Raw genomic sequence first — 24,868 nt, forward strand, 5'->3', positions numbered from 1 at the left:
AGACCTACTTATAACTTATTGTTCTAATGCGATATCGTTACGTTACGATAATGAGCAATCGTTGATCCTTCGAACCAAAGAGCCACCGCTCCCTGACCGTCTGCCCCCGACTTCAAGTCGTTGACGATGATGGTCGGGTGCTCACTACCATGAACATAGAGCTTTGCCGTTTCGCCTTCGACAACGATTTCACCTTCGTCCAAGTCGCTGGTTGAAGGTCTACGTAGGCCTCATACTTGCTCGGTGTTTCTGAGCGGAGTTTGTACCAAGGATATTTCGGATGCGAAATGTATTGTGCAGAGTGATTGCGACGTTCCTGGTCGTTAGCCCGTCCATTTGTTGGGCGAAGATAGAAACAATCGTAGGTCTTCATATCCTCCTGAACCCGAAACGCTACACCGGCAAAGCCACGGGCTCCACCGGAAGCTCCGGGGGCGGGCTCACCTGCTAGCTCAAGTTCAATCGTTCCATTTTCGAAATCTTCCCCCACCACGATCAGATGGTCATGCCGTGCGCCTTCAAATGCAGCAGGTCCATTTGGCGTAGCCATCTTCACCCTCAGAGGCATGTTGGCCACGATTACATTCTGGCAAGGAAGCTGTTCCGAATTCGTCGGCAGATTCAGAGTAACCGGAATGCGAACTTTTTGCCCTTTCCACCACTCTGCCACGACAATCTCCACCAACTTCTGCTGGATATCCGGCATTTTCGGATGAGGGCGCCAATCTTCAACGACGCGAACCTCTAGGCTGTCCACATCACGGATGCCCTGAAGGTCGAAGAGCTCTTCTCCATTAACCGATAGGGCCATGAAAAGAAATAAGAACAAAGAAGAAAACAGACGGGGTATCATAAAACCGATTCTTTGTTGGAAAACAAATTCTCACAATGCAAATAACGTGCACTTTCCTACACATGAGCTTCCAGAGTTACCCGCTTAACACCTTTGCTGTAGGAGCCAATTTATTGTCACTCAGCATAAAAAAAGACCAGCCGTTGCCAGCTGGTCTTTGAAATTTAAGTTGCGACAATACTAAGCTTCCAATGCGGCCTTCAAATAGGCGGCTGGCTGAAAGTTTTCGATGACTACATGGGTCTCACCGTTTCGATGCACCCGAACTTTTGGAACATTGACCATAGGTGTTTTATGCGGAGCAAACAGAATGTCGTCGTGTGTGGCATTTTGCGCTTCAGCAAACAGGTCTGGAGTCAGGTGACCTCCGAGGTGGTCACTCCGTCCTGTAGCCACATGAACGGTTCCAAGAATCTTCTCATCCTGGATGTCACGGCCCGAAACGGGCAGTGTTTGCGTTCCGAATCCTAATTCGCCGATCTCTCCCGTGACGGGATCACTAGTCATCTTGGCATTGTGTGCATCAATCGTTGTTTGGTCACCTGAAAGCAGCTCAGCAGACTGAATTCTACCGCCGGACACATTCATGATGCCAATCGATCCATCATCATAGAGCATGGGAAACTGACCTTCAGCGCCGGCTGGCACGAAATAAACTTCACCCGCAGGCAGGTTAGCGATGTCCGGTTCCTTACCCAGGCAAAGTCCGTGGCTCTTTTGAGCATCCTGCTGATCAAGGATCAGTTTCAGGGTGTAAGTTGTTTCGCCCACGGAAAAATCGATTTCGGCCCAATCCGCATGGGTCATGCTTAGACGAAGCTTCTCAGCCTCAGCGGAGACCTCGTTGTAATCGACGGCCAATCCCGAGCGAAGAATGATGTCATTCATGCCATGCATAGTTGCACCCCGGAAACCGATCTGTTTCGCAGAAGCAGTTAGAGGAGCCGTGGCCGACTCGGAAGAAATACAAAGAACCAGGTCGTAGGGCTTGTAAACAGCCTCTTCTAAACTGAGATGATTACCTTCGATATCGTAACAATCTTCGGGCAGGTCGAGGTTTGAACCTCCGGTGCGTTTATAGGCATACATCTCTCCGCCGGTCAGTCCTAGCTCATCAAGGATACCGTCTTTAAATCCACGATAGAATTTTTCATACGCGTGACGCTGGATCGTAAGATCCGGGTTCTCCAGAAACTTAAAGCCTTGAACGCCGCGAGGGTCATCAAGATCGATCAGAATGCAGACTTTTTCACCGGCATCCGGATCGAAAACCGTCTTTAATAATCGCGCCAGATTGAATGGCGGGAATGGTTTTAGATCTTCCTCGGTAGTGGGTAATTCTAACATGGTGTGTTCTATTTTTTGAGTTTTCGGTTGAGGCCGAAAAGAGAGATTAGCGGTGACTCAGAGAGTCTTCTAAAAAGTAAGAATTTTTAACATAGCCATAAAACAGCTATTTGAAACGTTTAATCAGTGGAAAATCCTGTAATGTTCGTCCACAGTTATTCACTAAGATAATTCCTATGTCGCAGCATTCCACCTTTCCTTACAAAAAACTTCTTGTTTTAACGCTGTGGCTGGCGACCTGGACATTGGTAAACAGAGACCTTTTGCTGATCCCGTTGTGGCCGAGTATTTTAGGGTTATTATCAGTGCTGCTTTTGCGAAAAGTCATAGCAGGACTGCTTATAGGCGGATCCGCCGGAGCCATTCTTCTCAACGATGGAAACCCCGTGGAGGCATTTGTCGCTATCTTCACGGACCACTTGATCCCAGCCCTCCAGAGTGGGTGGAACATCAGCGTCCTTATTTTCACCCTGCTGCTTGGAGGCTTTGTCGCCCTGATCGAACAGGGAGGTGGCATACAAGCACTGCTTAATCGCTGGGTGCGAGCGTCAGGGTCGATTAAGAAACGTATCCAATGGTCGGGCTTCGCTTTAGGAATCGTGTGCTTTTTCGATGGACTGGCTAATAGCCTACTAGTTGGCAAGACGCTCTCTCCTTTAGCTCGGAAGGCAGGAGTCTCCAAAGAAAAGCTATCCTATATCGTCGACTCGACCAGTGCTTCAGTTGCTTGTATTGCCGTCATCTCAACCTGGATTGCCTATCAACTTTCGATGATACGCGAAGGGTATAAACAAGTTGGGATCGAGGAGGTAAATGCCTTTGCAATGTTTTTCCAATCCATACCTTTAAACTTCTATTGCTGGTTCACTCTGGCCCTTCTAGCTGTGGTCATTGCCAATAACTGGAACATTGGCCCGATGCGGAAAGCTGAGATCCGAAGAGCCGACCATAACTCCATATCGGATTCGGATCCCGAAACCATCGACCAACCTACGGATGGTGCCTGGCGAGCGATCCTGCCCTTACTGGTATTGATAGCGGGACTGATGATCGGACTGTATGTGGACGGCGCCGAAGGAGGTCTACTACCCTTCTCATTTGCGAAATTAACTGCGGCCTTTGGTGCAGCTGATGCGGCTAAGATACTTGTCACGGTGAGCGCATTTGCCTGCCTGGTCGCATTTCTAACCAACATGACTCAGTTCAAGGAAGAAAGCGCATCCGACATTTTTATGGGAGGTATTTTGAACCTGTTTACTCCCTGCCTCATACTCATCAGCGTATGGATACTGAGTAGCACTTTATCTCAGCTGGAAGCGGCACCGGTTCTCACGGCTTTATTAAAAGGTAACCTTCCACCCATGCTTTTCCCGGCTGCGGTTTTTGTAACCGGTACCCTGATCTCGTTCACAACCGGGACTTCCTGGGGAACCATGGGCGTCCTCATGCCACTCGCTATTCCCGTGGCCTTAGCCATGGGCGGAGCAGATGCCGGTGACTCCCTTGTTCCTATCACCATAGCTGCGGTTTTCAGTGGTGCCGTGTTTGGTGACCATTGCTCCCCACTGAGTGACACCACGATCGTATCCTCAATCGCCTGCGACCTAGATCCACTCGACCACGTGCAAACCCAAATCCCTTATGCACTATTGGCCGCCGGGCTTGCCGTGATTGTGGGATTTATCCCAGCGGGACTAGGGTTCCCTGGATGGATCAGCCTCATCATCGGCGCTATCATCCTAATCAGCCTTCCACGCATCTTTAAAAATTCTCCTACGACACAAACTTGAGTATGTCTTCCTTATCTCTTGAAGCGATCGCCCAACGAAACATAAGGCTCTTCATTGCCTTCCGAGCACTTTTCAACGCACGTTTCTACTATCCGATCTTCGCCATCATCTATTTGGATTTTGGATTAAGCCTGGAGCAGTTTGCCCTCCTTAATGTCATTTGGGCGGTAACCATTATTCTAGCTGAAGTACCTTCAGGAGCGTTGTCCGATTTATTCGGCCGAAAGAAACTACTCGTTTTCACCACCAGTCTGATGGTGGCAGAAATGGCGGTCTGGGCATTTGCCCCACGCGCAGATGCAACGGTTCTTTTCTGGATATTGGCCATCAACCGAATACTAAGTGGCTTGGGAGAAGCATCGGCGAGTGGGTCGGATGAAGCCCTCGTGTTTGACTCACTCGACCAAGCGGGTCTCAAAGACAAGTGGTCAGAGGTCCTGGCAAAGATGGCTCGGATCCAGTCGTTTGCCTTTATGTTCGCGATGGTCATGGGAGGAGTCATTTACGATCCCAATATTGTTGGTAAAGTAGCCAGTGGCCTCGGACTGGATGTAGAGGTAACCAAGGAAACCGTCTTACGATGGCCGGTTTACCTGACCCTGATTTCATCCATCATTGTTTTTCTCGTTTCGCTAAGATTTATTGAACCAGGAAAAAAGAAGGAAGCGCACGAATCTCCGGCATTAGGTGAAGCCTTTAAACAAACCTGGGATGCGGGAAGATGGATCGTACACACTCCTTTTGCACTGGTAGTCATCATAGCCGGCGCATATGCCGATAGCGTCATTCGGATGTTTGTAACCTTGAGCAGCCAATACTATGAGCTCATTGAATTTACCCCGGTTTATTTTGGATTCATTGGTGCCGGCATTTCTGCACTGGGGATATTTACAGCCTCCTTGAGCAAGTGGCTCGTCGATCATCACTCACCTACTTTTAATTTCTTTGCTGTCTGCACCATCGCGATGACTGGCTTTATCGGAGCAAACTTTCTGGTTCCATACATCGGCCTCATTTTTGCGATACTCATGTTTGTCGCATTCTCGATAACCATGTTTTGCCTATCCTATTACCTGAATCACATCAGCAAGAAAGGCATGCGAGCAACCGTGTTGAGCTTTAAAGGTATGGCGGGCAACTTGGGCTATGCATTCATAGGCTGGCTTTATGCCATCCTCGGAAGCCATATAAAGAAAGGCGACCCTGAGCTCGCAACCGATGTCGATGCCCTCTTCGCCTCAACCTTAATCTACTTTCCCTGGTATTTTATTACGGGGATTGTATTGGTAGTCTTAATAGCCCTCTGGCGCTGCCCTCGGCCGACCAAGGCGTTCCGTGAAATGGACAACGATCCAGCGGGGGAAGATGGCTAAACACGAAAGTTCTTATATAGGAGCACCTGCTCATTGGATGCGAAAACAGAATGATTGAGAAAACAGCCCTCCTCAAAGAGAAACGTAATCCAATGGGCAGTTCTGCGCATAGGAATTACCCATAAAATCCCTCTTCCCCCTCATTATACTCCCAGCTTCCCCCTCGATAAGATCTCACGCCCAAGATTCAAGGGGCCTGTATTTGACATAATGCCCTATGAGAGGACTTAATAAAGACCACTCACAACCTAATATGTCAGAAAGACCCAACGTACTTCTCATTTCTACGGATCACTGGCCAGCCTCCTTGTTGGGCTGCGCAGGCCATCCCGCAATTCAAACACCCACCCTGGACCAGCTAGCTGCCAACGGTACCCGATTCACCAATACCTACGCGGAATGCCCGGTGTGTATACCCGCTCGCAGGACCTTAATGACAGGCACCCCTCCTAAGACCCACGGAGATCGGGTATTCTCAACGGAAATGCCGATGCCTGACCTACCGACCATGGCAGGCACCTTTAGAGATGCGGGTTACCAAACCTATGCCGTGGGAAAGCTTCACGTCTACCCACAACGCAATCGGATTGGATTTGATGACGTAATTCTCGATGAAGAGGGACGCCAGATGTATGGCGTAGTTGATGACTACGAGCTATTCCTTGGCGACCAAGGTTATGCCGGGCGATTTTTCGAACATGGCATGAGCAACAATGAGTATAGCCATCGGACCTGGGCCTTCCCTGAAGACACTCATGCCACCAATTGGGCGGCCAACCAAATGTGCCGAGTCATAAAGCGCAAAGATCCCGAACGGCCTGCCTTCTGGTATCTCTCATTCCGCCACCCCCATCCTCCGCTTCTACCCATGCAACACTACATGGACCTTTATCGCGATATGGGAGTGGATATCGACATGCCGTACAAAGGCACTTGGGAAGACGGCGAGGACCCTTGCTTCAGCAATCAAATTGATTTTGATCGAGGAAATAAATTCACCGAGGAGCAGATACGAGGAGCACGGCTAGCCTTTTACGCACTCTGCACGCAAATTGATCATCAGCTTCGAGTCATCATTGGAACCCTGCGAGAAGAGGGCCACCTCGATAATACCATCATTTGTTTTACCTCCGACCATGGAGACATGCTGGGGAATCATGGAATGTGGGCCAAACGCGTCTTCTTTGAAAACTCAGCAAACATCCCCATGCTACTCATGGGAGTAAAAGATGATGAACGAGTCGGCCATCATCGTGTGGATGAAAGACTCGTGGGATGGCAGGATGTCATGCCCACCCTACTCGATTTAGCCGGTATAGACATTCCCGATACGGTTGAAGGCATCTCCATGGTAAGTGAGAAAAAACGAGATTGGTTCTATGGAGAGATCGACGAACTACCACGAGCCTCCCGCATGATTCGCGACGATCGCTACAAACTCATTTACTACGCAACTGGCAACAAGAGCTTTCTATTTGACCTGGAAACAGACCCACCTGAGAAGACAAACCTGGCTGAATCTCCAGAGCATGCGGATACCCTGAAAAGACTGCATGACATTCTAATTACTCAGCTCTATGGTGGAGATGAAGAGTGGGTGGAAGATGGCAAACTAGTGGGAAAACCGAATAAGCCTTTTTCTCCAGGCCCCAATCGAAGCCTCACCAGCCAACGAGGAGCGCACTGGCCTCCCCCACCGCCTTCCAATATGCCACAGATCGAATGGTATTCAGCTGAGCAAGACCCGAAAAGCTGATTGTCTATACCGCCTTAAAGAATTCTTACCTTATAAAAGGCGGTTGTTGTAATGAGTGGACCTTTGTTCCCAAAAGTAACGTCATAATGAAACCTTCACTTCAAAAGATTTTGTCTGGAGACTATTTGGCTATACTCTCGGGTTTGTTCCCGATTGTTATGTGGTTACTGTTTATAGACTCCCTGACCATCGCAGTTATCCAAAAATTGCTGGGGAAAGGCATAAACGATAACGATCCAGCGATCTTTACGTGGATCGCGATCTGCACAACTATCCTGTTTGTTCCCATATTCTATTATCGCATTCAATCCATTTATTTACACTTCAGGACAGCGATTGAGGTAGAAGGCATCATCACCAGGATTGTTCGTTATAAAGACCGAGGCAGAATTGAGTTTGACTATATCTATGAAGACCAAGCCTACCACGCGGGCAATGCTATCCATCGAAATAAGTTTACTCGATCGCTGAAAGAGCGAGACGCTATCATATTGGCGGTATCTCCCACCAACCCCCAAAAGGCCCTCATCAAAGGACTGTATATTCAGGAGGAATAAATTTAGCGCTCGGAGTGTATGGTCGGAGTCTAATTGACCTGTTTCAATTCCACCGAGAGCACATCGATCACACGTTTTCCAGGCTTCTTCAATGAACCGAGTCGAAGGGTTCCCGTACCTTGGGAGAGTTTTAATGTGCCTAACTTGAGAGGCTTAAAATCTTTTACGAAGTAATGAGACTCAGCCATACGCTCGAGTGATTTATCCCAGAGGGGTGGATCAAATGCCTCAGTGACTTCAGCATGGACGGAATTTCCTCCATCCAGTTTCAACTCGACGACAGCCCCCTCATCTCCTTCGGCACAGGTGTAAAGAACGGTGACTTCATAATCGCCGCTCTTACCGATCTCAACCGGCCAGGTAATGGAGTCATCCACATGCGTCCAATGCGTGAAGAATGAGTTGTTGGGCGATCGAACACTCCGCTGAATCGTACCGTGTTCCTGTCCGTCTCTGGCAGGTAAGGTTGTTGATGGACCAAAACCAACCGTAAAGGGTCGGGCAGTGTATCGCTTAAATTCAAGCTGCATGGTTTCGCCAAACTGCTCGGCCTGCTCTTTAAGGCTGGCCGCAGCATGAGGATATTTGGATGACACATCGCGCTGCTGACCGCGATCAACCGCGACTTCAAACAGCCGACCATTTGCATCCATTCTAAAAAGTGGGCTGCGCACACTCACCTGATTACCTCTAATGGAAAACAAAGGTCTCGGCGGCCAGTGCGAAGCTCCATCAAATAGCAAAGGCTTGAAGCTCTGTCCATCGAGGGGCTTATTGATGTTTAAGGTGATCCCTGCAAGATCAACCAAGGTCGGAAGCAAGTCGATCGCTCCAGTTACTTGCGTCCGTTTCTCAGCAGCGGGAATCGTTCCGGGCCATCGGATTAGAAAAGGAGAACGCAGACCGCCTTCATCATTCGATCCCTTGCGCCCTTTCATTCCACCATTCCAACGATAGGAGTTGGGACCATTGTCCGAGAAGTAGACCACGATGGTGTCTTCTTCTAGGCGAAGCTCCTCCAGCGTCTTTAAAACCCGCCCGACATTCCAATCGATGTTTTCACACATGGCGAGGGCAGCGCGAGTCATCATGACATCTTCTCTTTCCGGCTCCCAAAAGCGCATGGCCGGATCCTTCCCTTCGAACTTGCTGTAATACTCATCCGAAATGTACATCGGCGAGTGCGGAGTGTTGTAAGGTATGTAGCAAAAGAAGGGCTTCTCCTGATTACTCTCAATAAACTCAATCGCATGGTCAGTGAAATCATCAACCACGTACCCCTTCCCTGTTACCTTCTTCCCATTATGATCCAATGGCGGACTGAAGTAGTGCCCCCAATGCCCTGAGGTAAATCCATAGTACTCATCAAATCCACGATCATTGGGGTGGTACGGAGTCTGAGTTCCATTGTGCCATTTTCCGAATGACCCGGTGACATAGCCGTTTGCTTTAAACACATTTGCAATGGTCGTTTCGTCCGCATTGAGCCTACCTTGTCCACGGCTCACACCACTTACTCCTGTTCGGGGATAGTAACGGCCCGTAAGAAACTCGGCCCGGGTCGGAGCACACACCGAACAAACATAGAAATTGTCCATGGTCGTTCCCTGCTCAGCCAGAGAATCAATATTCGGGGTCGATAGATTTGTATTCCCATTGATGCTCAGATCACCCCATCCCTGGTCGTCCGTTAGAAAGATGACGACATTCGGTTGACGAGGAATCGCAGTGATAGAGCTTACATACGAAACAACAACCAATAGAATAACTGAGAGAGGGATTTTCATGAGTATAGGTTCAAGTAGAGGTAGCTAAACGACTTCGGTTTAATTTATAAGACCCAAAAATATAAAATAATGCGCCGAACAACGCGACTATGGAAATGGCTTTAAACATGATCGCGTATCCAAAGTTTTCAGCGAGATAACCCGTCACGCTGGCTCCTATGAAGTTTCCAAGCATGCGCATGGCCATATAGTATGAAAGCACAGTAGCTTTTTGACCTTTTCCAGCCAAGCTCGACAAATAAACAATTGCCGCTACTTCAACCCCACCCCAACAAATACCGTGAAGTAATAAGGGGATCCAAAGAAGTTCGGGGCTTAAAATAAATGCCGAGAAAAAAATCCGCACAGGCTGAGCCAGAAAAGCAATGGAAATAACGAAAACAGGATTCGAATGATCCATCCATTTCCCCATAAGCGGGAGAGAGATCAAGGCCATAAATCCTGCAAATCCGAATAGCAGCCCCAACAACTGCGTACTACCTCCCAACTCCCTTGCATAAGCGGAGTAAAACCCACCCATCGCTGGTTCCGAAAATGCGATAAAAAAGTAAGTGATAAGAAAGAGTTTAATAGCCGGCTTGAGGGCCCCTATAGTTAGGGGTTGCGGCGGAGCCTGTTTTGTTTCCGGTTCGCGCAATTGAAATAGAAGAAAACAGGAGGCAAATATGATGAGCGCACCGACCTGAGCTACGGTATCAATCTTCTTGAAGATCAAAGGCAGTACCATGCCACCCACTATAAACCCCAGGGATCCAAACGCCCGATAGACACCAAAGTCACGCCCCTGACTCCCATGACCGAATGAGCTTACGGCCAATGCCGGCATCATACCAAACACCATGGGAGAAATGATGGCTTTGATGAGAGCATAGAGCGCGAATTCCCATACTGAGGAACAAATCGAGAAGTAGAACAACAGGAAGACGAAAACAACCGACCCCCAGATCGCAATTTTGCGATGCCAGTGATGACGGTCAGCAAGACGCCCCCAAAAAAGAGAACTGAGAATAAAGATGCCGCTACCAACACCCAAGATGAATCCAATCGCCGTTTCACCGACGCCCATGTCTTTCATCCGAACGGCCTCAAAGGCAAAGAGTATACCAATGGAGGCAATCTGCATTAAGCAGGTGATGCGCAATGTCCATTTGATACTCATAGAGGAATTTCTGACGGCTCAACTCAATGAGTCAACGCAGTCTTCGCAAACAAACCCTCGGCCACCGGATTGGATGAAAGATCCGCTTATATTTTCTAACTATGGGAGCGGCTTGTTATTGAGTGCAAGACTTGTAGATGTGTCCTCACTTCGTTCGTCGGTAACGCCGCGATCCCATTGACATTTGTCGACCTAAAAAAGACGCAAAGCACCTCCCATAGTTTTAACCACTACTTCAACTCCACCGCCTATCGACGGTGGCTACTCTAACTGAGATTTGGCGTTCCTAGCGAGCGTTACACTTTTTTGGCCGTTGGGACTCGGAAGCCCTTCCGGTTTTTGTCTTGAAGCAACCTGTTCGCGTCCTTGGCTAATTCGCCTGTGTGGCGTTCTTTTTTAGCATCGAAGTTTAGCCAAGGTCCCACCGTATACTCGGTGCCATCCTCTGGTAAGCCGACGCCCTTTTTCATAATGCTGTGCAGTTTCGAAAAGTGCTCGTAGGCATCTGTATTGTCACCGAAGCGACCGGCTTTTTTATTGAAAGGTACTTTGGAGCCTAGGCGATAGGAGTTGTTCATCAGGTGCCCCATGACGCAGCCGTAATGGGCATCGAGGACATTGCCGTTCGCCATCTCTGGTTTACCGGCACGACAAGCAGCCACGAAACTACCCCAGTTTCCACCCGGTGTAACTTTGCCGTCTGGGATATCGATCTCCTCACCCACGCTGCTGCCGGGAGCGAAGTATTTCCAGTCACTGATATATCCGCCATCTTCAAAATAGTACTCATTCATCACTTGGCGCTGGTAGCCTTCGTAATTCACGTTGCGCACATTGAAGAAGACTTGCTGGCCATTCGGATACTCGGCCGCGGCAAACATCGTGTTGGGTGTTTCACCTTGATCATTCCAGGCAAACCGTCCTCCCATTCCCATAACGCGCGTGGGGTGAGTCTGGTCAGGGTCCAAAGCCCAGCGCGCAACATCGAGTTGATGCGTACCCTGGTTGTTCATGTCGCCGTTGCCAGTAGCCCAAAACCAGTGCCAATCGTAGTGCACGTAGTTGGCATGATAATCCTTCAGGTTGGCGGGTCCAAGCCATAGGTCCCAATCTAGATTCTTGGGAGCAGCAGTTGTCGACTCGAATCCGATGGTGTCGCGCGGTTTACAGCAGTAACCATAAGAAATTTTCAACCGCCCAAATTTACCTGCCTGAATCATTTCGGTAAGGCCGGCGAATCTTGGTTCACTACGCCGCTGCGTGCCATGCTGTATCACCACTCCGTATTTTTCCTGAGCAGCGACAGCGATACGGCCTTCCTTCACGTCATGACTCATGGGCTTTTCGACATAGACATGTTTGCCCGCCTGAGCCGCCCATATCGTCATCAGAGAATGCCAATGATTCGGCGTCGCAATCGAAACGGCATCGACATTTGGATCGTCCAAGACGGTGCGGATATCCGAAACGCCCTTACAGGTAAACTTACCCTGAATCCGCCCTTTCAAGTCCTCCATTTTTTCAGCCAACACATCGGCATCGGGATCTACAAGGTAGGCAATCTCAACATTGGGCTGTTTGAGCCAACCGCTCACGTGGCTTTTACCGCGACCGTGCAATCCAACCACCGCAATTCGTAAACGGTCGTTCGCTCCAAAGACGGTATGAGAGGCGCTGGTGCCAGCAAGAAATACTGACGCACCCAGGGCGGATTGTTTAATAAAGGTTCTTCTATTTGTTTTCATGGGGTAATGGGTTCGATCTCATACTAATCGCACGAAAAACCCTGCGGTTCAAATAGAAATCACGGACGGGAAGTGGCACAGCACCTGCATGGTTCCACCTATGAAGCGCTGTATAAAATTACCTCCAATACTCTTGTGTCTACTCCTGTTCATTGCTGGTGGAGGAACAGCCTTTTCGAAGAAGTTCGTTACCATTCAACTGGACTGGATTTACAATGCCCAGTTTGCCGGTCTCTACCAGGCGATCGAGCAAGGCTATTTAAAGGAGTTTGATCTCGAAGTGACCCTATTGGAAGCGCCCAAGAGTGTGGGTGTCGTTGAGAGTCTTACTGACTCAGACGATCTACGCTTCGGCGTCTCAGAGAGTTCAGTTCTGCTAGGAAAACGACGCGAAGGCCATCCCATCGTTGCACTGGCACCCATGTTTCAAACCAGCCCAATGGGTTGGATGCACCTTCCCAAAAGTAATATCCAGTCGGTCAAAGACTTTAAGGGTAAGCGAATCGGGATTCACGCCGACGGTCTAAAAATTCTTGGCATCGCATTGGCCAAGCACGACTTAAGCCTCGACGACATTCACTTTGTCGAAGTGGGCTATGATCCAGCTGTGCTGATTAAAGGTCAAATCGAACTTATGCAGGCCTACTACATCGACGAATTTGTCGAGTTGCAGCGACGAACCGATAACGCAGGTCACATCGAACTAGCCGGCCAAAATGGTTATCTAGCCTACTCCCAGGTCCTCTTTACCACCGAAGCTATGATTGAGAGTCAGGCAGAGATTGTCGTCGCCGTCACCGAAGCCTGCCGAAAGGGCTGGGCTTATGCATTGGACCACAAAGAAGCAACCATCGATCTCATTCTCAGCAAATGGAATCCAGAAATAAATCGAGACTATCAACTCGCATCACTCGAAAAGATCGAGCAACTGGTGCGACCAGAAAACTCAAAGATCATGCCTTGGCCTTCCATTGAAAAATGGCAAGCCATGCAGGAACTTCTACTCGAGTATGACCTTCTTCCCAGCCCCGTTGACTTGTCAGAGTTTGTATACCAACCTTAAGCTCAGTACCTGGGCGGATCCCCAGCGCGGAAGCCGACCTTCAACCTAAGAGAGTTCACTTTTTAGTACTCACTTTGAACAGTTGATTAAAGAATCCAGGCGTCCTTGCCTCAAAGGTCATCGTCTCCTTCAAGAAAGGATGCTGTAGCGTCAAGGAGGCTGCGTGAAGCCCCAGGCGTTTCATGCGGATACCTTTACGTCCGTACAACTTATCTCCCACAACCGGGTTTTTCCTCTCCGAGAAATGAACCCGGATCTGATTTTTCCGCCCGGTCAGTAAATCAATTTCCAAAAGACTATACTGACTGGATTCCTTTAATACCTTGTATGCGGTCTTTGCCAGTTTACCCTGCGAAGGGTTCTTCACCGAGTACATATTGTAGGCCTTGTTCTCAGCGAGATAGGAAGAGATAACCCCTTTCTTCTCATCAAGTCGTCCATGAACAACCGCCAGATACTTCTTTTGAAACTGAGACCACTCATCTTGTAAAAAACGCTTGGCGGACTCCGTCTTGGCAAACACCAACACGCCCGAGGTATCCTTATCCAATCGGTGAACAATAAAGATTCGCTTTTTCGACTTGGCATCCCCCTTCCGAACGAAATCAGTCAGCAGTGTGTAGGCGGTGATGTCACGCGGACGATCCGTACTGATCGTGAGTATCCCACAGGCCTTATCGACGACAATGATGTCGTGATCTTCATAGAGCACAGGCACCCCACGCGGTTGATACCGTTTGGGAGGTTGTTTAAAAGGTTTCCTATTTCCGGACATTCAAAGGATCCAATCGCTCACAGGATCAAAGGTCACTCACCGAATCCGTTGAACCGAAAGTATTTTAACAGGCTCCACCAACATCTGTTTTTCCTCTGGCAGTTGTTGAATGGCCTGAACCACGTCCATGCCTTCAACCACCTTTCCAAAGGCAGCAAAGCCCTGCCCATCCGGGTTCCGCGTCCCACCGAAGTCCAATTCAGGTTGATTACCCAAACAGATAAAGATCTCACCAGCAGCCGTCCCCGGTTCGACCCGGGCCATCGATAACACGCCATCCTTGTGCAAGATTCCCGTCTCCTTCGTCGTTTCATGCCTGATCGGTGGCAGATTATTGGGATGCTCACCGCTAAAACTGAGCCCGCCCTGAATCACCTCGATCTTCACATCGTTGTTCGGCTGATTCCGCATCGTAACCACTCGGTAGAACGTCGCTCCTTCGAAACGCTTTTCATCCACGTAGCGAAGAAAATTGGAGGCGGTGATGGGTGCGTCGTCTTCATAGATATCTAGAAGGATTCGTCCATGATCAGTGAGCAATTCTATTTGCGGATTGGATTTTGTACACGCAGAGAAGGCAAACCAACCGAGCAACAAAAGATAGACACCAAACAATGCAGATTTCATTCGGCTAATTAGCTGCATAATCCCCTTTATATCAAATGCCAAAACGCACTGCTCACCAGTGTTTGGAAAATACAATAACAGACCCTAGATACAAACTTGAACGACAATGATCAGCCCACGATCGGCGGCCAGGTACCCTCGTGTTCCACCAGATACGACTCGATCGCTTTGCTTTTTTATCCTCCGGTATACCGCTGTTTCACACTGGAGTGAACCTGAGTGGGGATTTTATTGAAGTCAGGAATCTTCCGGTAGTGTTTTCCCAACAATCTATACTTTCCTTTGTATTCGTTGTGTTGGCTGGCCAATGGGTTGATATCTACATCCTCCATGTAATCTTCAAAAACCAAACCGCACTCATCAGCTTCGTCCCGAATCCACGCGAAGGGAATGTTTGCCAGCAGTCCGCCATCCTTGTCGGGCTTGTAACTTCCCCCAACATCCGAATGCACCCCAGCAAACCACACCTGCTTCAGGTCCACGCCTTCTTTCGGTTCCCAAATCGTCGGTTCAAAGTCGTTCCGCATTTCATCTAACGCCAACGCATGACGGGCGGTTTTGATATTACTACCCATCTTTCGATCATAGAAGAGGTGTTTGTCTTTAATGAGGCCAAATATAGTAAACGGTAACCCCAATGAGCCAACCGTATCCCATACACCTATAAAATGAACGTTCGTCTCTTGTTGCACCGAGTACTTCTCTCGCCACTTAATTGAGTATTCACCACTCGGCTTCCGGCGCCGGCTCTTATATAAAGCAAACGCCTCCTCGACTCGCTTTCCCTCAGCCCCTTTTAAAATGCTACAATTGTTTATCAGCCCACACAGACTTCTGACCGTATAAGCACCCCGACTAAAACCGAAAAGGAATATTCGGTCACCCGGTTCATAGTTGTGAACCAGGAAACGGTATCCATCCATGACGTTTTTTTCCAGGCCGCTGCCAAATGCACCCCCACTCACCTTGTCATGGTAGGAACCAATTCCCCAATCGTAAAACACAACCTGCTTTTTTCCTCCCCTACCTCGAGGAGCAATGCCTCGCGCAAATCTCAGAACGTTCGTGGGGTAGTTATCCCTGCCTAATTGCTCTGGTCGATTCCAAGTTCCGTCTGCACAAATGACTATGTTTTTCATTTATTTCCTGATGGGTTTAAGACTCGCAGCAATTAAACATTTGAGAAATTCTTGAGTCAACAAAAGGGCATCTAAACAGTGTGATGCATGGGAACCCATAATCGATGAATTCCGAAAATCCTCCGAGGAAGCTCCTCTTCATCTGTAGCCGGAATAAGTCGCGCAGCTACACTGCAGAAAAACTGTATGAAAAACTGGATCAGTATCAGGTGCGTTCGCGCGGGACAGAGAATGGGTCTCGTATTAAAGTTACGGAGGGAGATATCGGATGGGCAGATATTATATTCACAATGGAAACGCGCCACTCCCATCGATTGAAGAAAAAATTTCCTGACAAGATCGTAGGGAAGCGACCAGTGACTTTGTTCATCAAAGATATCTACGATCCTCTGGATCCGAAACTGATCGAGGAGCTGAAACAAAAACTGTCTCCGCACATTGAAGTCCCAGAGTAAAAGCTCCACCATAACTCCCTTGATCCCTGATCAGCGTGACGTAATTATGAGCTTCCAATGAAGTCACCCTTTTCCATAAGAATTTTGTCGATGCTGGTCGGCAGCTATCTCCTTCTTTCTGTTTCCCCGATCCAAGGACAAACGAAGACCCAAGTCGGCCCCGAGAATGGCACCCTTTTGATCGTGGGCGGGGGTGCAGGTAAAGAAATGTATGAGCGGTTTATTACATTGGCTGGAGGAAACGATGCGCCTCTCGTTTATATATCTACGGCGAGTCCGTCGATGACGGCTCAGCAGCGGGAGGAGCGTGGGGATCGTTTACGCTCACTGGGAGCAACGAACGTGACGGTGATGCATACGCTTGATCGCTCGGTGGCAAATTCGGAAGCCTTCGTCGCACCGCTGAAAGAAGCGAAAGGCGTCTGGTTTGGAGGGGGGCGACAATGGAACCTTGTCGATGCCTATGCGGGCACGAAAGTAGAAGCACTGCTGTGGGAAGTATTGGAACGGGATGGGGTCATTGCAGGGAGCTCTGCGGGAGCAACGATCCAGGGATCGTACTTGGCGCGCGGTGATACTCGCAACAATCAGATCATGGTCGGTGACCATGAGGTAGGATTTGGTTACTTGAGAAATGTAGCGATCGATCAGCATCACCTGGCCCGCAATCGACACTTTGACATGTTTACCATTTTGAAGGTATACCCAGATCTACTGGGTGTAGGCATCGATGAAAATACAGCTATGCTCGTTCAAGGGGATCAATTTGAAGTGGTAGGTGAAAGCTATGTCACCATTTACGATGGCAGCTTTTGGTCCAAGGAAGGAACGGAGGGTAAAGAAGTGCCCGACCTATCTCGGTCGTTTTATTTCCTAGCTCCTGGGGATAGGTATGATATGGCAAAGCGGCAGGTGATCACAACACGCCGATAACCTGGCCAAAGGAGCTCTCAATGGTGTCACCACCATTGCTACATTGTTCGCAAGTGTGATGAAGATCATTGGAGCATGCCTGTTCCGAAGGATTAACTACAGCCTCAATGAGATCGGGGCGTGAAGCCCCTCCTGCACCTTATCAGCTACCTTTCAGGTATTTATCGAGAAACTCGACAATCTGCCCGTAGCCTTTGATCTGGTTTTCCTTCTTGAGAAATCCATGACCCTCATCAGGGAACACTACATATTCAACCGGAGTGCCATTGGAACGAATCGCCTCAACCATGTCATCGGACTTCACCTGGAGTAGCCACCTCGTTAAATGTGACGCCATCGGCGGTTGTTACAATTCCTGGATTGTCGTCATGTTGCGCTCCCATAAAATAAAACAAGCCATCATGAAAATATACATTTCCGGTATTACTCGGTAAATTGTGGGAAGAAATCTCAGTCCAATTTTCTAGGTCTGAGCTGAAGTGCGCAGTACCATTCGCATATGAGAATATCACGTATATACCATTGCCATACGCAATACCGAATGTTGACCCCGAGTGGCCGGTAAGGTGTGAAGACCAATTGATTCCATCATCACTACTTATAATCACCCCAGCCCTTTCGGTCGCTCCAATAAACTTCCCATTCACATTTTTAAGGTTGTTAATATGATCGGGAGTCGGATTAGGACTTATTACTTGAAGTTGTTCAAAGACTGTCTGAGCACCTAAGCAAAACGGAAGCAGGCAGCCAAAGAAAAACAGGAGGAGGCGATAATGAGGAGGTTTAGATACAGTACTGGTTTCCATAAGGAATTGCAAAACAGCAAGCTCGCAAAGGCAAGCATGGAGCATAAACCCTACTCCTTCTCACTTTTCATTTTTATCTGAAAACCGGAGAATTATCTCATAGGTGCGAGCGCCATATCTAATATTAGATCTGGAACCTGCGAAACCGATTGACAGATATATTTCCCATATCTCCATTCATGCCAAATGTTTAATAGGACGACAAACAGGCTGATAGTGGGACTTGCCCTCCTGGGTATAGTTTCTTGCTCAAAACCTAGTGAGACAACTGACTCGAACCTTCAATCCTTCGAAGTAAAAGGAGTCCTCCTGCGCGTCGAAGATGAAGGCCGGACCTTGATCATCGATCACGAAAAAATCCCGGGCTACATGGGAGCGATGACCATGCCCTTTCGATTGAAGGATTTAAGTGAATCGGAAAAGGCGCAACCGGGAGAGGAGATTAGCTTCACCTACAAGGTAGCTGAATTGGAGTCCTGGGTCGAAGGTGTCGAACCAACGGGAAAGACCCGGGAACTGAAATCTCCAAGCGCCCCACCCGACCCAACCAATAAGCTACTAAAAGTCGGGGACCTCTTTCCTGACTTTAGTTTGTCAGATGAGAATGGGGGCCCAGTTCAACTGAACGATTACCGTGGGATGGTCGTAGCCCTGACTTTTATTTTTACCCGCTGCCCGGTCCCTGAATATTGCCCGGCCATGATGAGAAACTTCAGTAGCGTGGAGAAGCTATTGAATGCCGATCCAGTTGCAGCGAATAACTTCAAGCTACTTACCGTATCCTTCGACAGTGACTACGATACACCTGAAGTCATGAAAGCCTACGGCGAACAGTTTGGCAAAAGCTCAAACAACTGGAGTTTGTTGACCAGCCCCGAAACAAAGGACATCCGCTCACTCGGAGAATCCGTGGGCCTGATGTTTGGCAAGAATGATACCGCCATCTATACGCATAACTTGCGCACGGTCGTGATGGATGCTCAAGGACACATCGCAAAGATCTTTACCGACGAAAGCTGGAAACCAGAAGAGTTGGTAGAGGCGATGAAGCAGGCTGCGAAAGAGTAGCACAGGCATCTTGCCTGTGTGTATTCGGAAAAGACCCATCTTCACCCATGTTTCAAGTATACATGAATTCGGTAGACGCCTTTAACAATAAACAGGCGAGACGCCTGTTCTACTTTGATAGATGGAGAGAAAGAACGCGAAGAATACTACCACTCAGCCTTCAACCTTCTCAATACACTCCCGATTCCTGGATCAGGACCTGAAATACATCGGTCAACGATTCAACCGTCCGCTGATTCAGACCATCGCAGAAATAGCGCACCACGCCCTTACCATCGATCACAAGCATCTTGTCGCTATGCGAAATGGCACGTTCGGAACTGTGAGCCAGGTCCTCATCATGAGTCAGAGGCACCAGGAATTTCTTGGTCACCAACTCTGTCACTTTTTCAATGTCCCCGGTTAACAAACTCCATCGCTCATCTTCACCGTAGGGCTTGGAGTAATCGAGCAGCCGCTGCGGCGTGTCGGTCTGAGGATCTACACTGAAGGATACAAATGCAATGTCTGGCCTGTCACCCAAGTTGCGTCGCACCAGAGTCATTTGCTGGGTTAGCAATGGGCATTCGGCCGCGCAGGAGGTGAACACAAAATTGGCCAGCCAGATTTTGCCTTCCAACTCCTCAGAGGAAAACGGGTTCCCATACTGATCGGTCAACTCGAAGTCTCCGATTTCCCAATAGGTATCGATCTTATTCTCACGCTCCCAAGGCTCGTCCTCCTTTTTGGAGGGCATCAAAACCAGGCCCAAAACCAAAAAAAACATGGCAATTATTCCAACCACTATAGCTTTCATCCCAACACACATAGAAATCCTGATCCGAAAAGCTACCAAAATCGGCAGAGATCCTTTTGTGTTTTCTTGAGTTATCGATTCTGTTTGAGTTCTCATATGCAAAAGAAAGTCACACCCCAAGAATCGGAATCTTCCGACACAACGCTTTCTCGTCGTGAATTGATAAAGACCGGTGCGGTTGGAACCGTAGGCCTCCTAGCTGGAAGCAGCGTTTCTCAAGGTCAAATCGTTCCGACTCACAAATCGGTTGCCGATGGTCGTATTCGTCAGTCCGTGATGGGCTGGTGCTTTAGAGACCGCATGGACGTCCCGACACTGGCCAAACACTGCCAAAAAATTGGCCTGGTAGCCATGGAAGGCATCTCTTCGGATCATTACCCCATGGTAAAGGAACTGGGCATGGATATCTCTCTCGTTTCCGGAGCCCATGGATTTGCCAAAGGACCCTGCAATCCAGAATACCATGACCTGGTTGTGGACGGACTCTCGGGCGCCATCGATCTGGCCAAGGAAGTTGGCTGTAAGAATGTGATCACCTTCACCGGGATGCGCTTCGACGGCATGGATGAGGAAAAAGCAGCCCAACGCTGTGTCGATACCTGGAAGGAAGTGATCGGAAAAGCCGAGAAGAATGGCATCACGCTGGTTCTGGAACACCTCAACTCACGCGACGATACCCACCCGATGAAGGGACATCCCGGATACTTTGGTGACGACGTCGACTTCTGCATCGACCTGATCAAACAAGTGGGTTCGGAGAATTTTAAGTTACTCTTCGATATTTACCATGTCTCAGTAATGAATGGAGACATCATCCGCCGCATTCATCAATACAAAGACTACATTGGCCACTACCACACGGCCGGGAATCCAGGACGTGGCGAAATCGACGGTTCTCAAGAAATCCACTACCCACCCATTTTTGAAGCCATCCTTGAAACCGGCTACGAGGGATTCATTGCCCACGAGTTTATCCCGACCTGGGATGATGCGGTCGCCACGCTTCAACAAGCGGCTCAGCTCTCCTATTACACTTAGGAGTGTGAAAAACACCTAGCCGTCGCACATGGCTGGCAAGAACAGACTGCTTAAAGTCGGAACCCTCCTGGGCCTCCTCTTCATTGGAGCTTGTCTCATCACTTGGTGGCGTCTGCCTGATGTGCTTAATCTTTTAGTTAACCAGCAGTTGAAGAAGCAGGGCTTTGAGGACTCCACCATAACTTTTGAGTCAGCAGGCCCCAGCCAGCTTGAGATTCGAGCAGCGACTATCCAGAGCCCTGGGTGGTCGGTGGAAATGACTTCAGCCAAACTGGACTACTCGCTAAGCGAACTCATTCAGAATAAAGAAGCCCATCAGGCGAACATCGATACACTACTGATTCATGTTAAACCGGAAGAACTCCCCTCCAGCGACGAACCCCTCACCTTGAATGCGCTCCAACTTATACCCGTAAGAGAAACACGGGTACACAACGGCCAATTGAACGTGGAGTTTCCAAAGAGCCAACTCCAAATTCTGTGGAGTGGTTCCTTAAAACGCACTGAGAAAAACATACTGTCACTGAATCTTAGTCGCCTGGAAGTCCAGGCGGTCAACAGCGACGAAAATTCCACGCTAGAAGTACAACCCATTGAGAACCCTGAAGGACTCCTTCAAATCGACTTGGCAATGGATGGAACCAGCCTATCGTTAAACTGGCAACTCCCCAGTCTAAATGTTGTGGCACCCGAGTGGCAATTAACCGAGGGATCCTCCTCAGGAGACATCCATTTCAATGATCTCGAATTGGGAGAAACTCCCCTCACAAATAGCTCGCTTCTCATCCCAGCACTCCTGGCAAAAGCCGACGGAGAAGCCAACTGCACTCTCAATGAATTTGTGTTCAATAGCCTTTCCGCCCAATGGATATCCGGTTCCCTTGGAATCAGCCCGGGGCAACAGGCGACGGAATCCAATTCCATACTGTCTCTGAATGCGGGCACTGTGGCATTGGCAGGACAAACTCTCGAACAAACCAGCCTCCAACTGGAGAACCGGGGAAACATGAGCGACATGAGGACGCAGGGAATCCTACAATTCCTCTTCGAAGGCACGGAAGCCAAAATAGACTTCAGTCACACCTCCCACGATCTGGACAAGGAGATGTCATTGAATGGCGAATACAGCGCTTCTCCACTTGTGCTTGAATACTCTGACCTGCCAGGTCGCTTCATCCCAGGATTTGAGGATATGATTTTCAACGGATCGGTGACGGCTAATGGTGAATACATGTTTTCGGATGCATTAATGGATGCCACCGCCATCTTGAACCTATCAGACAGTTCAATCTCCATCCCCAAAAATAAGCTGGAAGTCACGGGCATTGAATCGACCCTTAATATCGCGTCTTTAAAAAACCTCCAGAGCAGCAAGGGAGCATCTGAGATAACCATTGATCAAATCCATCTCGGTGACTTGTCGTTCCAAAATACCCAGTTTCTTTTCGATTTGCTGGACTCCAAAACCTTTACCTTAACGGATGGAAGTACGGACCTCTTCGAGGGTACTTTAAAGCTAGCACCTGCAACCGTTAAACTAAACCCGACGCAGATAGATACATCCATAGCATTCGAACACCTCTCACTAAAGGCGATTGTCGATGGCATGGATCTCTTTGATGGGACTATGGAAGGCGCCGTCAGTGGACATCTGCCGATCCGGTTCAAGAATGGCCACTTTGAAACGAACGCTGGTTATCTCGAATTAACCGAAGGGATTCCAGCTCGATTGAATTACAATACGGAGGGAATGTTTACTCCGAAAGAAGAAGAAGAAGAGGAGGAGGAAAAAGGCTTCCTCTCATCCATAGGGGATAAAATCCTGGAAAAGCTAAAGTTGGCCCCGGAAAACGTAGTCGAGGATGCGCTGAGTGATCTGACCATTCATGAGCTACGTATCGATCTGCTGCCTGAGAATAGCCCGAACACCCCCGCCAGAATCCATCTGGCCGGCGAAGGAATAACCGGAGCGACTGTCGTACCCCTGGTTCTGAACACGAACATCAACGGCACCACCGACGAGCTCCTGCAGTTTCTTCTTCAGATCCACTCCTTGGGAACTCCCTCGCTCCAGTAAATAGTTGTAACTTATTCCAGTTTTTGGAGTCTTATCATTCATCATGCCTTTGCCAAAACAAACAACCCCTTTGCTGCTCTCCAGTATTGCCGCTGGCGCGATCGCAGCACTCACCGGCTGCATCAATGTAAAAACGCACAGCACGATTGAGCCGATTTACATGACCTTGGATGTGAATCTTAAGGTTCAGCTGCAACAGGAGCTAGACAATGTATTTGCGGACATCGATGCGGCATCTGAAGCCATTGACGAAGAATAACAACCGACTATCGCGATGAAAAAACTTACACTATTTATTTCCCTTCTAATTAGCACCTTCTTGTTTTCAAGCGTTCACACCTTCGCACAAGACGAGGCCGCATTGAAACAGGCCATCATGCAACGCGTGTCTTCGGTCGATAGCATTAAACTGGCCGGCAAGGTCGGCGAAAATAACGTTGGCTTGCTCGCCCAACGCGGAGCACTTTCGAGCGAGGAGACCTCCCTGATGAATGCGGAAAACAAAGACCGCAAAGCACTCTACTCCATATTGGCCAAGCGCCTGAAGCTGAGCCTCAAAGTGGTAGGCCAAGGCCGTGCCGAAGAGTTGCGCAAGAAATCAGCATCCGGAGTTTGGCTCCAGGACGACAAGGGCAAGTGGTACAAACAGAAGTAGCATAGGACTGTTTATCGATCTTTGAGCAAAAGCTCCTCCTACAATTTCCCTAGGTTCTGGAGTTTTTATTTTGGAGGAAGAGAAAGACCAAGACTAAGAGAAGAACGGTACCTGAACACTGAAACCCGACACCTGACACCAAACACTACCATGTCCGTTTGGACATAAACGCGTCCAGGTCCTTGCGGCTCATGGGCAGCTGATCCGGATTCTCGTCTAGCCAACGGAGAAAGTGTTCCTTGATCGCATCCGTCCATGCGTTGTCCATTTGGCCGGTGTCGTAGGTTCCTGCTTTGAGCATTTCGTAACCGAAGGCATCGCGAACACCAATGAACTCGGCTGTCAGGATCACCTCCTCTGCCATGTGGGCAGGGATAAAGAGAACGCCTGTGGGTTCTGAAATTACCAGGTCTCCTGGAAGCACAATCGCCTTCCCAATTCGGATGGGCGTGTTGAGCCCCATCAGAACTACCTCCTCTAGAAAAGTGGGATCGAAGTCCCGAACAAAGGCGTTGAAGCCTTCAATCTCCGCCATCCCTGAACGATCTCGAGCGGACCCATCGAAAACAACGCCTGTTCCCGTTTTGTTATAAATGGCCGTTCCCAAACTGTCGCCAATCAATGTGCCCTGGGCAATTTTTCCAAAACTATCAGCCACGTAGACATCCCCTTTTTGCAGTTCCTGAATGGGCCAGGAATTGTGATTCCCGGAACGTCCCTCAGCATGCCCACGCTCCATGATATTTTTTAAAACATCCGGACGACTCGGCATATAGTGTGCCGTAAGTGCACGACCAATCACTGGCACATCCTCATGGATCATCTTCCAATTCCCTTCGAACTGGTTTTTGTAACCCGCATTGTAGAGCACCACCCAGGCTTCCTCGATACCAATCTTCGCGGCTCGCTCGATCAATGCATCCGGTATTCTTGGACGTCCGTCTTCAAAGCGCTCCCCTTTCCACTCGGAGGTGAGGAAAACCATTTCATCGCGAGATATGGTTTGGGCATTTAAGAAGATCCCCAGGGAAAGGCCCAGAAACAGCAGAAGAGTGAATAGTCGTTTCAT

General features: G+C 48.9%; 24 protein-coding genes. 12 read left to right on the top strand and 12 right to left on the bottom strand.

What is annotated here, in order from left to right:
- Positions 1-112: 112 nt before the first annotated feature.
- Together GA003_16200 and GA003_16205 are read right to left on the bottom strand one after the other, a co-directional pair.
- Positions 113-853, bottom strand: a complete 741-nt coding sequence (locus GA003_16200) for a hypothetical protein (protein QXD27540.1) — start codon at positions 851-853, stop codon at positions 113-115.
- Positions 854-1,033: 180 nt separating this feature from the next.
- On the bottom strand, positions 1,034-2,200 hold the full coding sequence (locus tag GA003_16205; GenBank protein ID QXD27541.1) for a hypothetical protein: 1,167 nt from the start codon (positions 2,198-2,200) through the stop codon (positions 1,034-1,036).
- Between the two features lie 176 nt (positions 2,201-2,376).
- Between GA003_16205 and GA003_16210 the strand changes: the two genes are divergently transcribed.
- The 4 genes from GA003_16210 to GA003_16225 all read left to right on the top strand — a co-directional run bounded on the left by GA003_16210 (position 2,377) and on the right by GA003_16225 (position 7,676).
- Entirely contained in the window at positions 2,377-3,990 is a 1,614-nt protein-coding gene (locus GA003_16210; GenBank protein QXD27542.1) for a hypothetical protein, read from the top strand.
- Between the two features lie 2 nt (positions 3,991-3,992).
- Positions 3,993-5,363: an MFS transporter gene (locus tag GA003_16215; protein QXD27543.1), complete on the top strand. Its 1,371-nt coding sequence runs from the start codon at positions 3,993-3,995 to the stop codon at positions 5,361-5,363.
- A gap of 253 nt (positions 5,364-5,616) precedes the next feature.
- Entirely contained in the window at positions 5,617-7,119 is a 1,503-nt protein-coding gene (locus tag GA003_16220; protein QXD27544.1) for a sulfatase-like hydrolase/transferase, read from the top strand.
- 86 nt (positions 7,120-7,205) lie between these two features.
- Entirely contained in the window at positions 7,206-7,676 is a 471-nt protein-coding gene (locus GA003_16225; GenBank protein QXD27545.1) for a hypothetical protein, read from the top strand.
- Between the two features lie 29 nt (positions 7,677-7,705).
- Here the strand turns inward: GA003_16225 and GA003_16230 are convergent, their stop codons facing one another.
- The 3 genes from GA003_16230 to GA003_16240 form a co-directional block, all read right to left on the bottom strand.
- Positions 7,706-9,463, bottom strand: a complete 1,758-nt coding sequence (locus GA003_16230; protein QXD27546.1) for an arylsulfatase — start codon at positions 9,461-9,463, stop codon at positions 7,706-7,708.
- A 10-nt stretch (positions 9,464-9,473) separates the two neighbouring features.
- Positions 9,474-10,622: an MFS transporter gene (locus GA003_16235; protein ID QXD27547.1), complete on the bottom strand. Its 1,149-nt coding sequence runs from the start codon at positions 10,620-10,622 to the stop codon at positions 9,474-9,476.
- A 296-nt stretch (positions 10,623-10,918) separates the two neighbouring features.
- Entirely contained in the window at positions 10,919-12,367 is a 1,449-nt protein-coding gene (locus GA003_16240) for a Gfo/Idh/MocA family oxidoreductase (GenBank protein QXD27548.1), read from the bottom strand.
- A 100-nt stretch (positions 12,368-12,467) separates the two neighbouring features.
- Between GA003_16240 and GA003_16245 the strand changes: the two genes are divergently transcribed.
- Positions 12,468-13,430, top strand: a complete 963-nt coding sequence (locus tag GA003_16245; protein ID QXD27549.1) for an ABC transporter substrate-binding protein — start codon at positions 12,468-12,470, stop codon at positions 13,428-13,430.
- A 55-nt stretch (positions 13,431-13,485) separates the two neighbouring features.
- Here GA003_16245 and GA003_16250 read toward each other — a convergent pair whose 3' ends face one another.
- The 3 genes from GA003_16250 to GA003_16260 form a co-directional block, all read right to left on the bottom strand.
- Positions 13,486-14,205, bottom strand: a complete 720-nt coding sequence (locus GA003_16250; GenBank protein ID QXD27550.1) for an RNA pseudouridine synthase — start codon at positions 14,203-14,205, stop codon at positions 13,486-13,488.
- A 36-nt stretch (positions 14,206-14,241) separates the two neighbouring features.
- Positions 14,242-14,832: a peptidylprolyl isomerase gene (locus GA003_16255; protein ID QXD27551.1), complete on the bottom strand. Its 591-nt coding sequence runs from the start codon at positions 14,830-14,832 to the stop codon at positions 14,242-14,244.
- A gap of 176 nt (positions 14,833-15,008) precedes the next feature.
- Entirely contained in the window at positions 15,009-15,971 is a 963-nt protein-coding gene (locus GA003_16260) for a DUF2235 domain-containing protein (GenBank protein QXD27552.1), read from the bottom strand.
- 104 nt (positions 15,972-16,075) lie between these two features.
- On the opposite strand from GA003_16260, the gene GA003_16265 reads away from it, so the two are divergent.
- A complete protein-coding gene (locus GA003_16265) occupies positions 16,076-16,426 on the top strand; it encodes a protein tyrosine phosphatase (GenBank protein ID QXD27553.1) in 351 nt (116 codons plus the stop codon).
- Positions 16,427-16,483: 57 nt separating this feature from the next.
- A complete protein-coding gene (locus GA003_16270; GenBank protein ID QXD27554.1) occupies positions 16,484-17,359 on the top strand; it encodes a cyanophycinase in 876 nt (291 codons plus the stop codon).
- Between the two features lie 142 nt (positions 17,360-17,501).
- Here the strand turns inward: GA003_16270 and GA003_16275 are convergent, their stop codons facing one another.
- Positions 17,502-17,696, bottom strand: coding sequence for a prolyl oligopeptidase family serine peptidase (locus tag GA003_16275; protein ID QXD27555.1), 195 nt, complete (start codon positions 17,694-17,696; stop codon positions 17,502-17,504).
- Entirely contained in the window at positions 17,650-18,165 is a 516-nt protein-coding gene (locus GA003_16280) for a hypothetical protein (protein QXD30495.1), read from the bottom strand. Before GA003_16280 ends, GA003_16275 begins: the two co-directional genes overlap by 47 nt.
- Positions 18,166-18,381: 216 nt before the next feature.
- Between GA003_16280 and GA003_16285 the strand changes: the two genes are divergently transcribed.
- Positions 18,382-19,233, top strand: coding sequence for an SCO family protein (locus GA003_16285; protein ID QXD27556.1), 852 nt, complete (start codon positions 18,382-18,384; stop codon positions 19,231-19,233).
- A 169-nt stretch (positions 19,234-19,402) separates the two neighbouring features.
- Here the strand turns inward: GA003_16285 and GA003_16290 are convergent, their stop codons facing one another.
- Entirely contained in the window at positions 19,403-19,969 is a 567-nt protein-coding gene (locus GA003_16290) for an SCO family protein (protein ID QXD27557.1), read from the bottom strand.
- A 336-nt stretch (positions 19,970-20,305) separates the two neighbouring features.
- Between GA003_16290 and GA003_16295 the strand changes: the two genes are divergently transcribed.
- The 4 genes from GA003_16295 to GA003_16310 are packed head-to-tail and all read left to right on the top strand — an operon-like array spanning position 20,306 to position 23,799.
- On the top strand, positions 20,306-21,067 hold the full coding sequence (locus GA003_16295) for a TIM barrel protein (protein ID QXD30466.1): 762 nt from the start codon (positions 20,306-20,308) through the stop codon (positions 21,065-21,067).
- Positions 21,068-21,095: 28 nt separating this feature from the next.
- Positions 21,096-23,144 (top strand): YdbH domain-containing protein, encoded by a 2,049-nt coding sequence (locus tag GA003_16300; protein QXD27558.1) that lies wholly within the window; start codon positions 21,096-21,098, stop codon positions 23,142-23,144.
- Positions 23,145-23,187: 43 nt separating this feature from the next.
- Entirely contained in the window at positions 23,188-23,403 is a 216-nt protein-coding gene (locus tag GA003_16305) for a hypothetical protein (protein ID QXD27559.1), read from the top strand.
- 15 nt (positions 23,404-23,418) lie between these two features.
- Positions 23,419-23,799, top strand: coding sequence for a YdbL family protein (locus tag GA003_16310; protein QXD27560.1), 381 nt, complete (start codon positions 23,419-23,421; stop codon positions 23,797-23,799).
- Positions 23,800-23,944: 145 nt separating this feature from the next.
- Here GA003_16310 and GA003_16315 read toward each other — a convergent pair whose 3' ends face one another.
- On the bottom strand, positions 23,945-24,868 hold the full coding sequence (locus tag GA003_16315) for an RraA family protein (protein ID QXD27561.1): 924 nt from the start codon (positions 24,866-24,868) through the stop codon (positions 23,945-23,947).

The organism is Opitutia bacterium ISCC 52 (assembly GCA_014529675.2).
Classification (GTDB): domain Bacteria; phylum Verrucomicrobiota; class Verrucomicrobiia; order Opitutales; family UBA2995; genus UBA2995.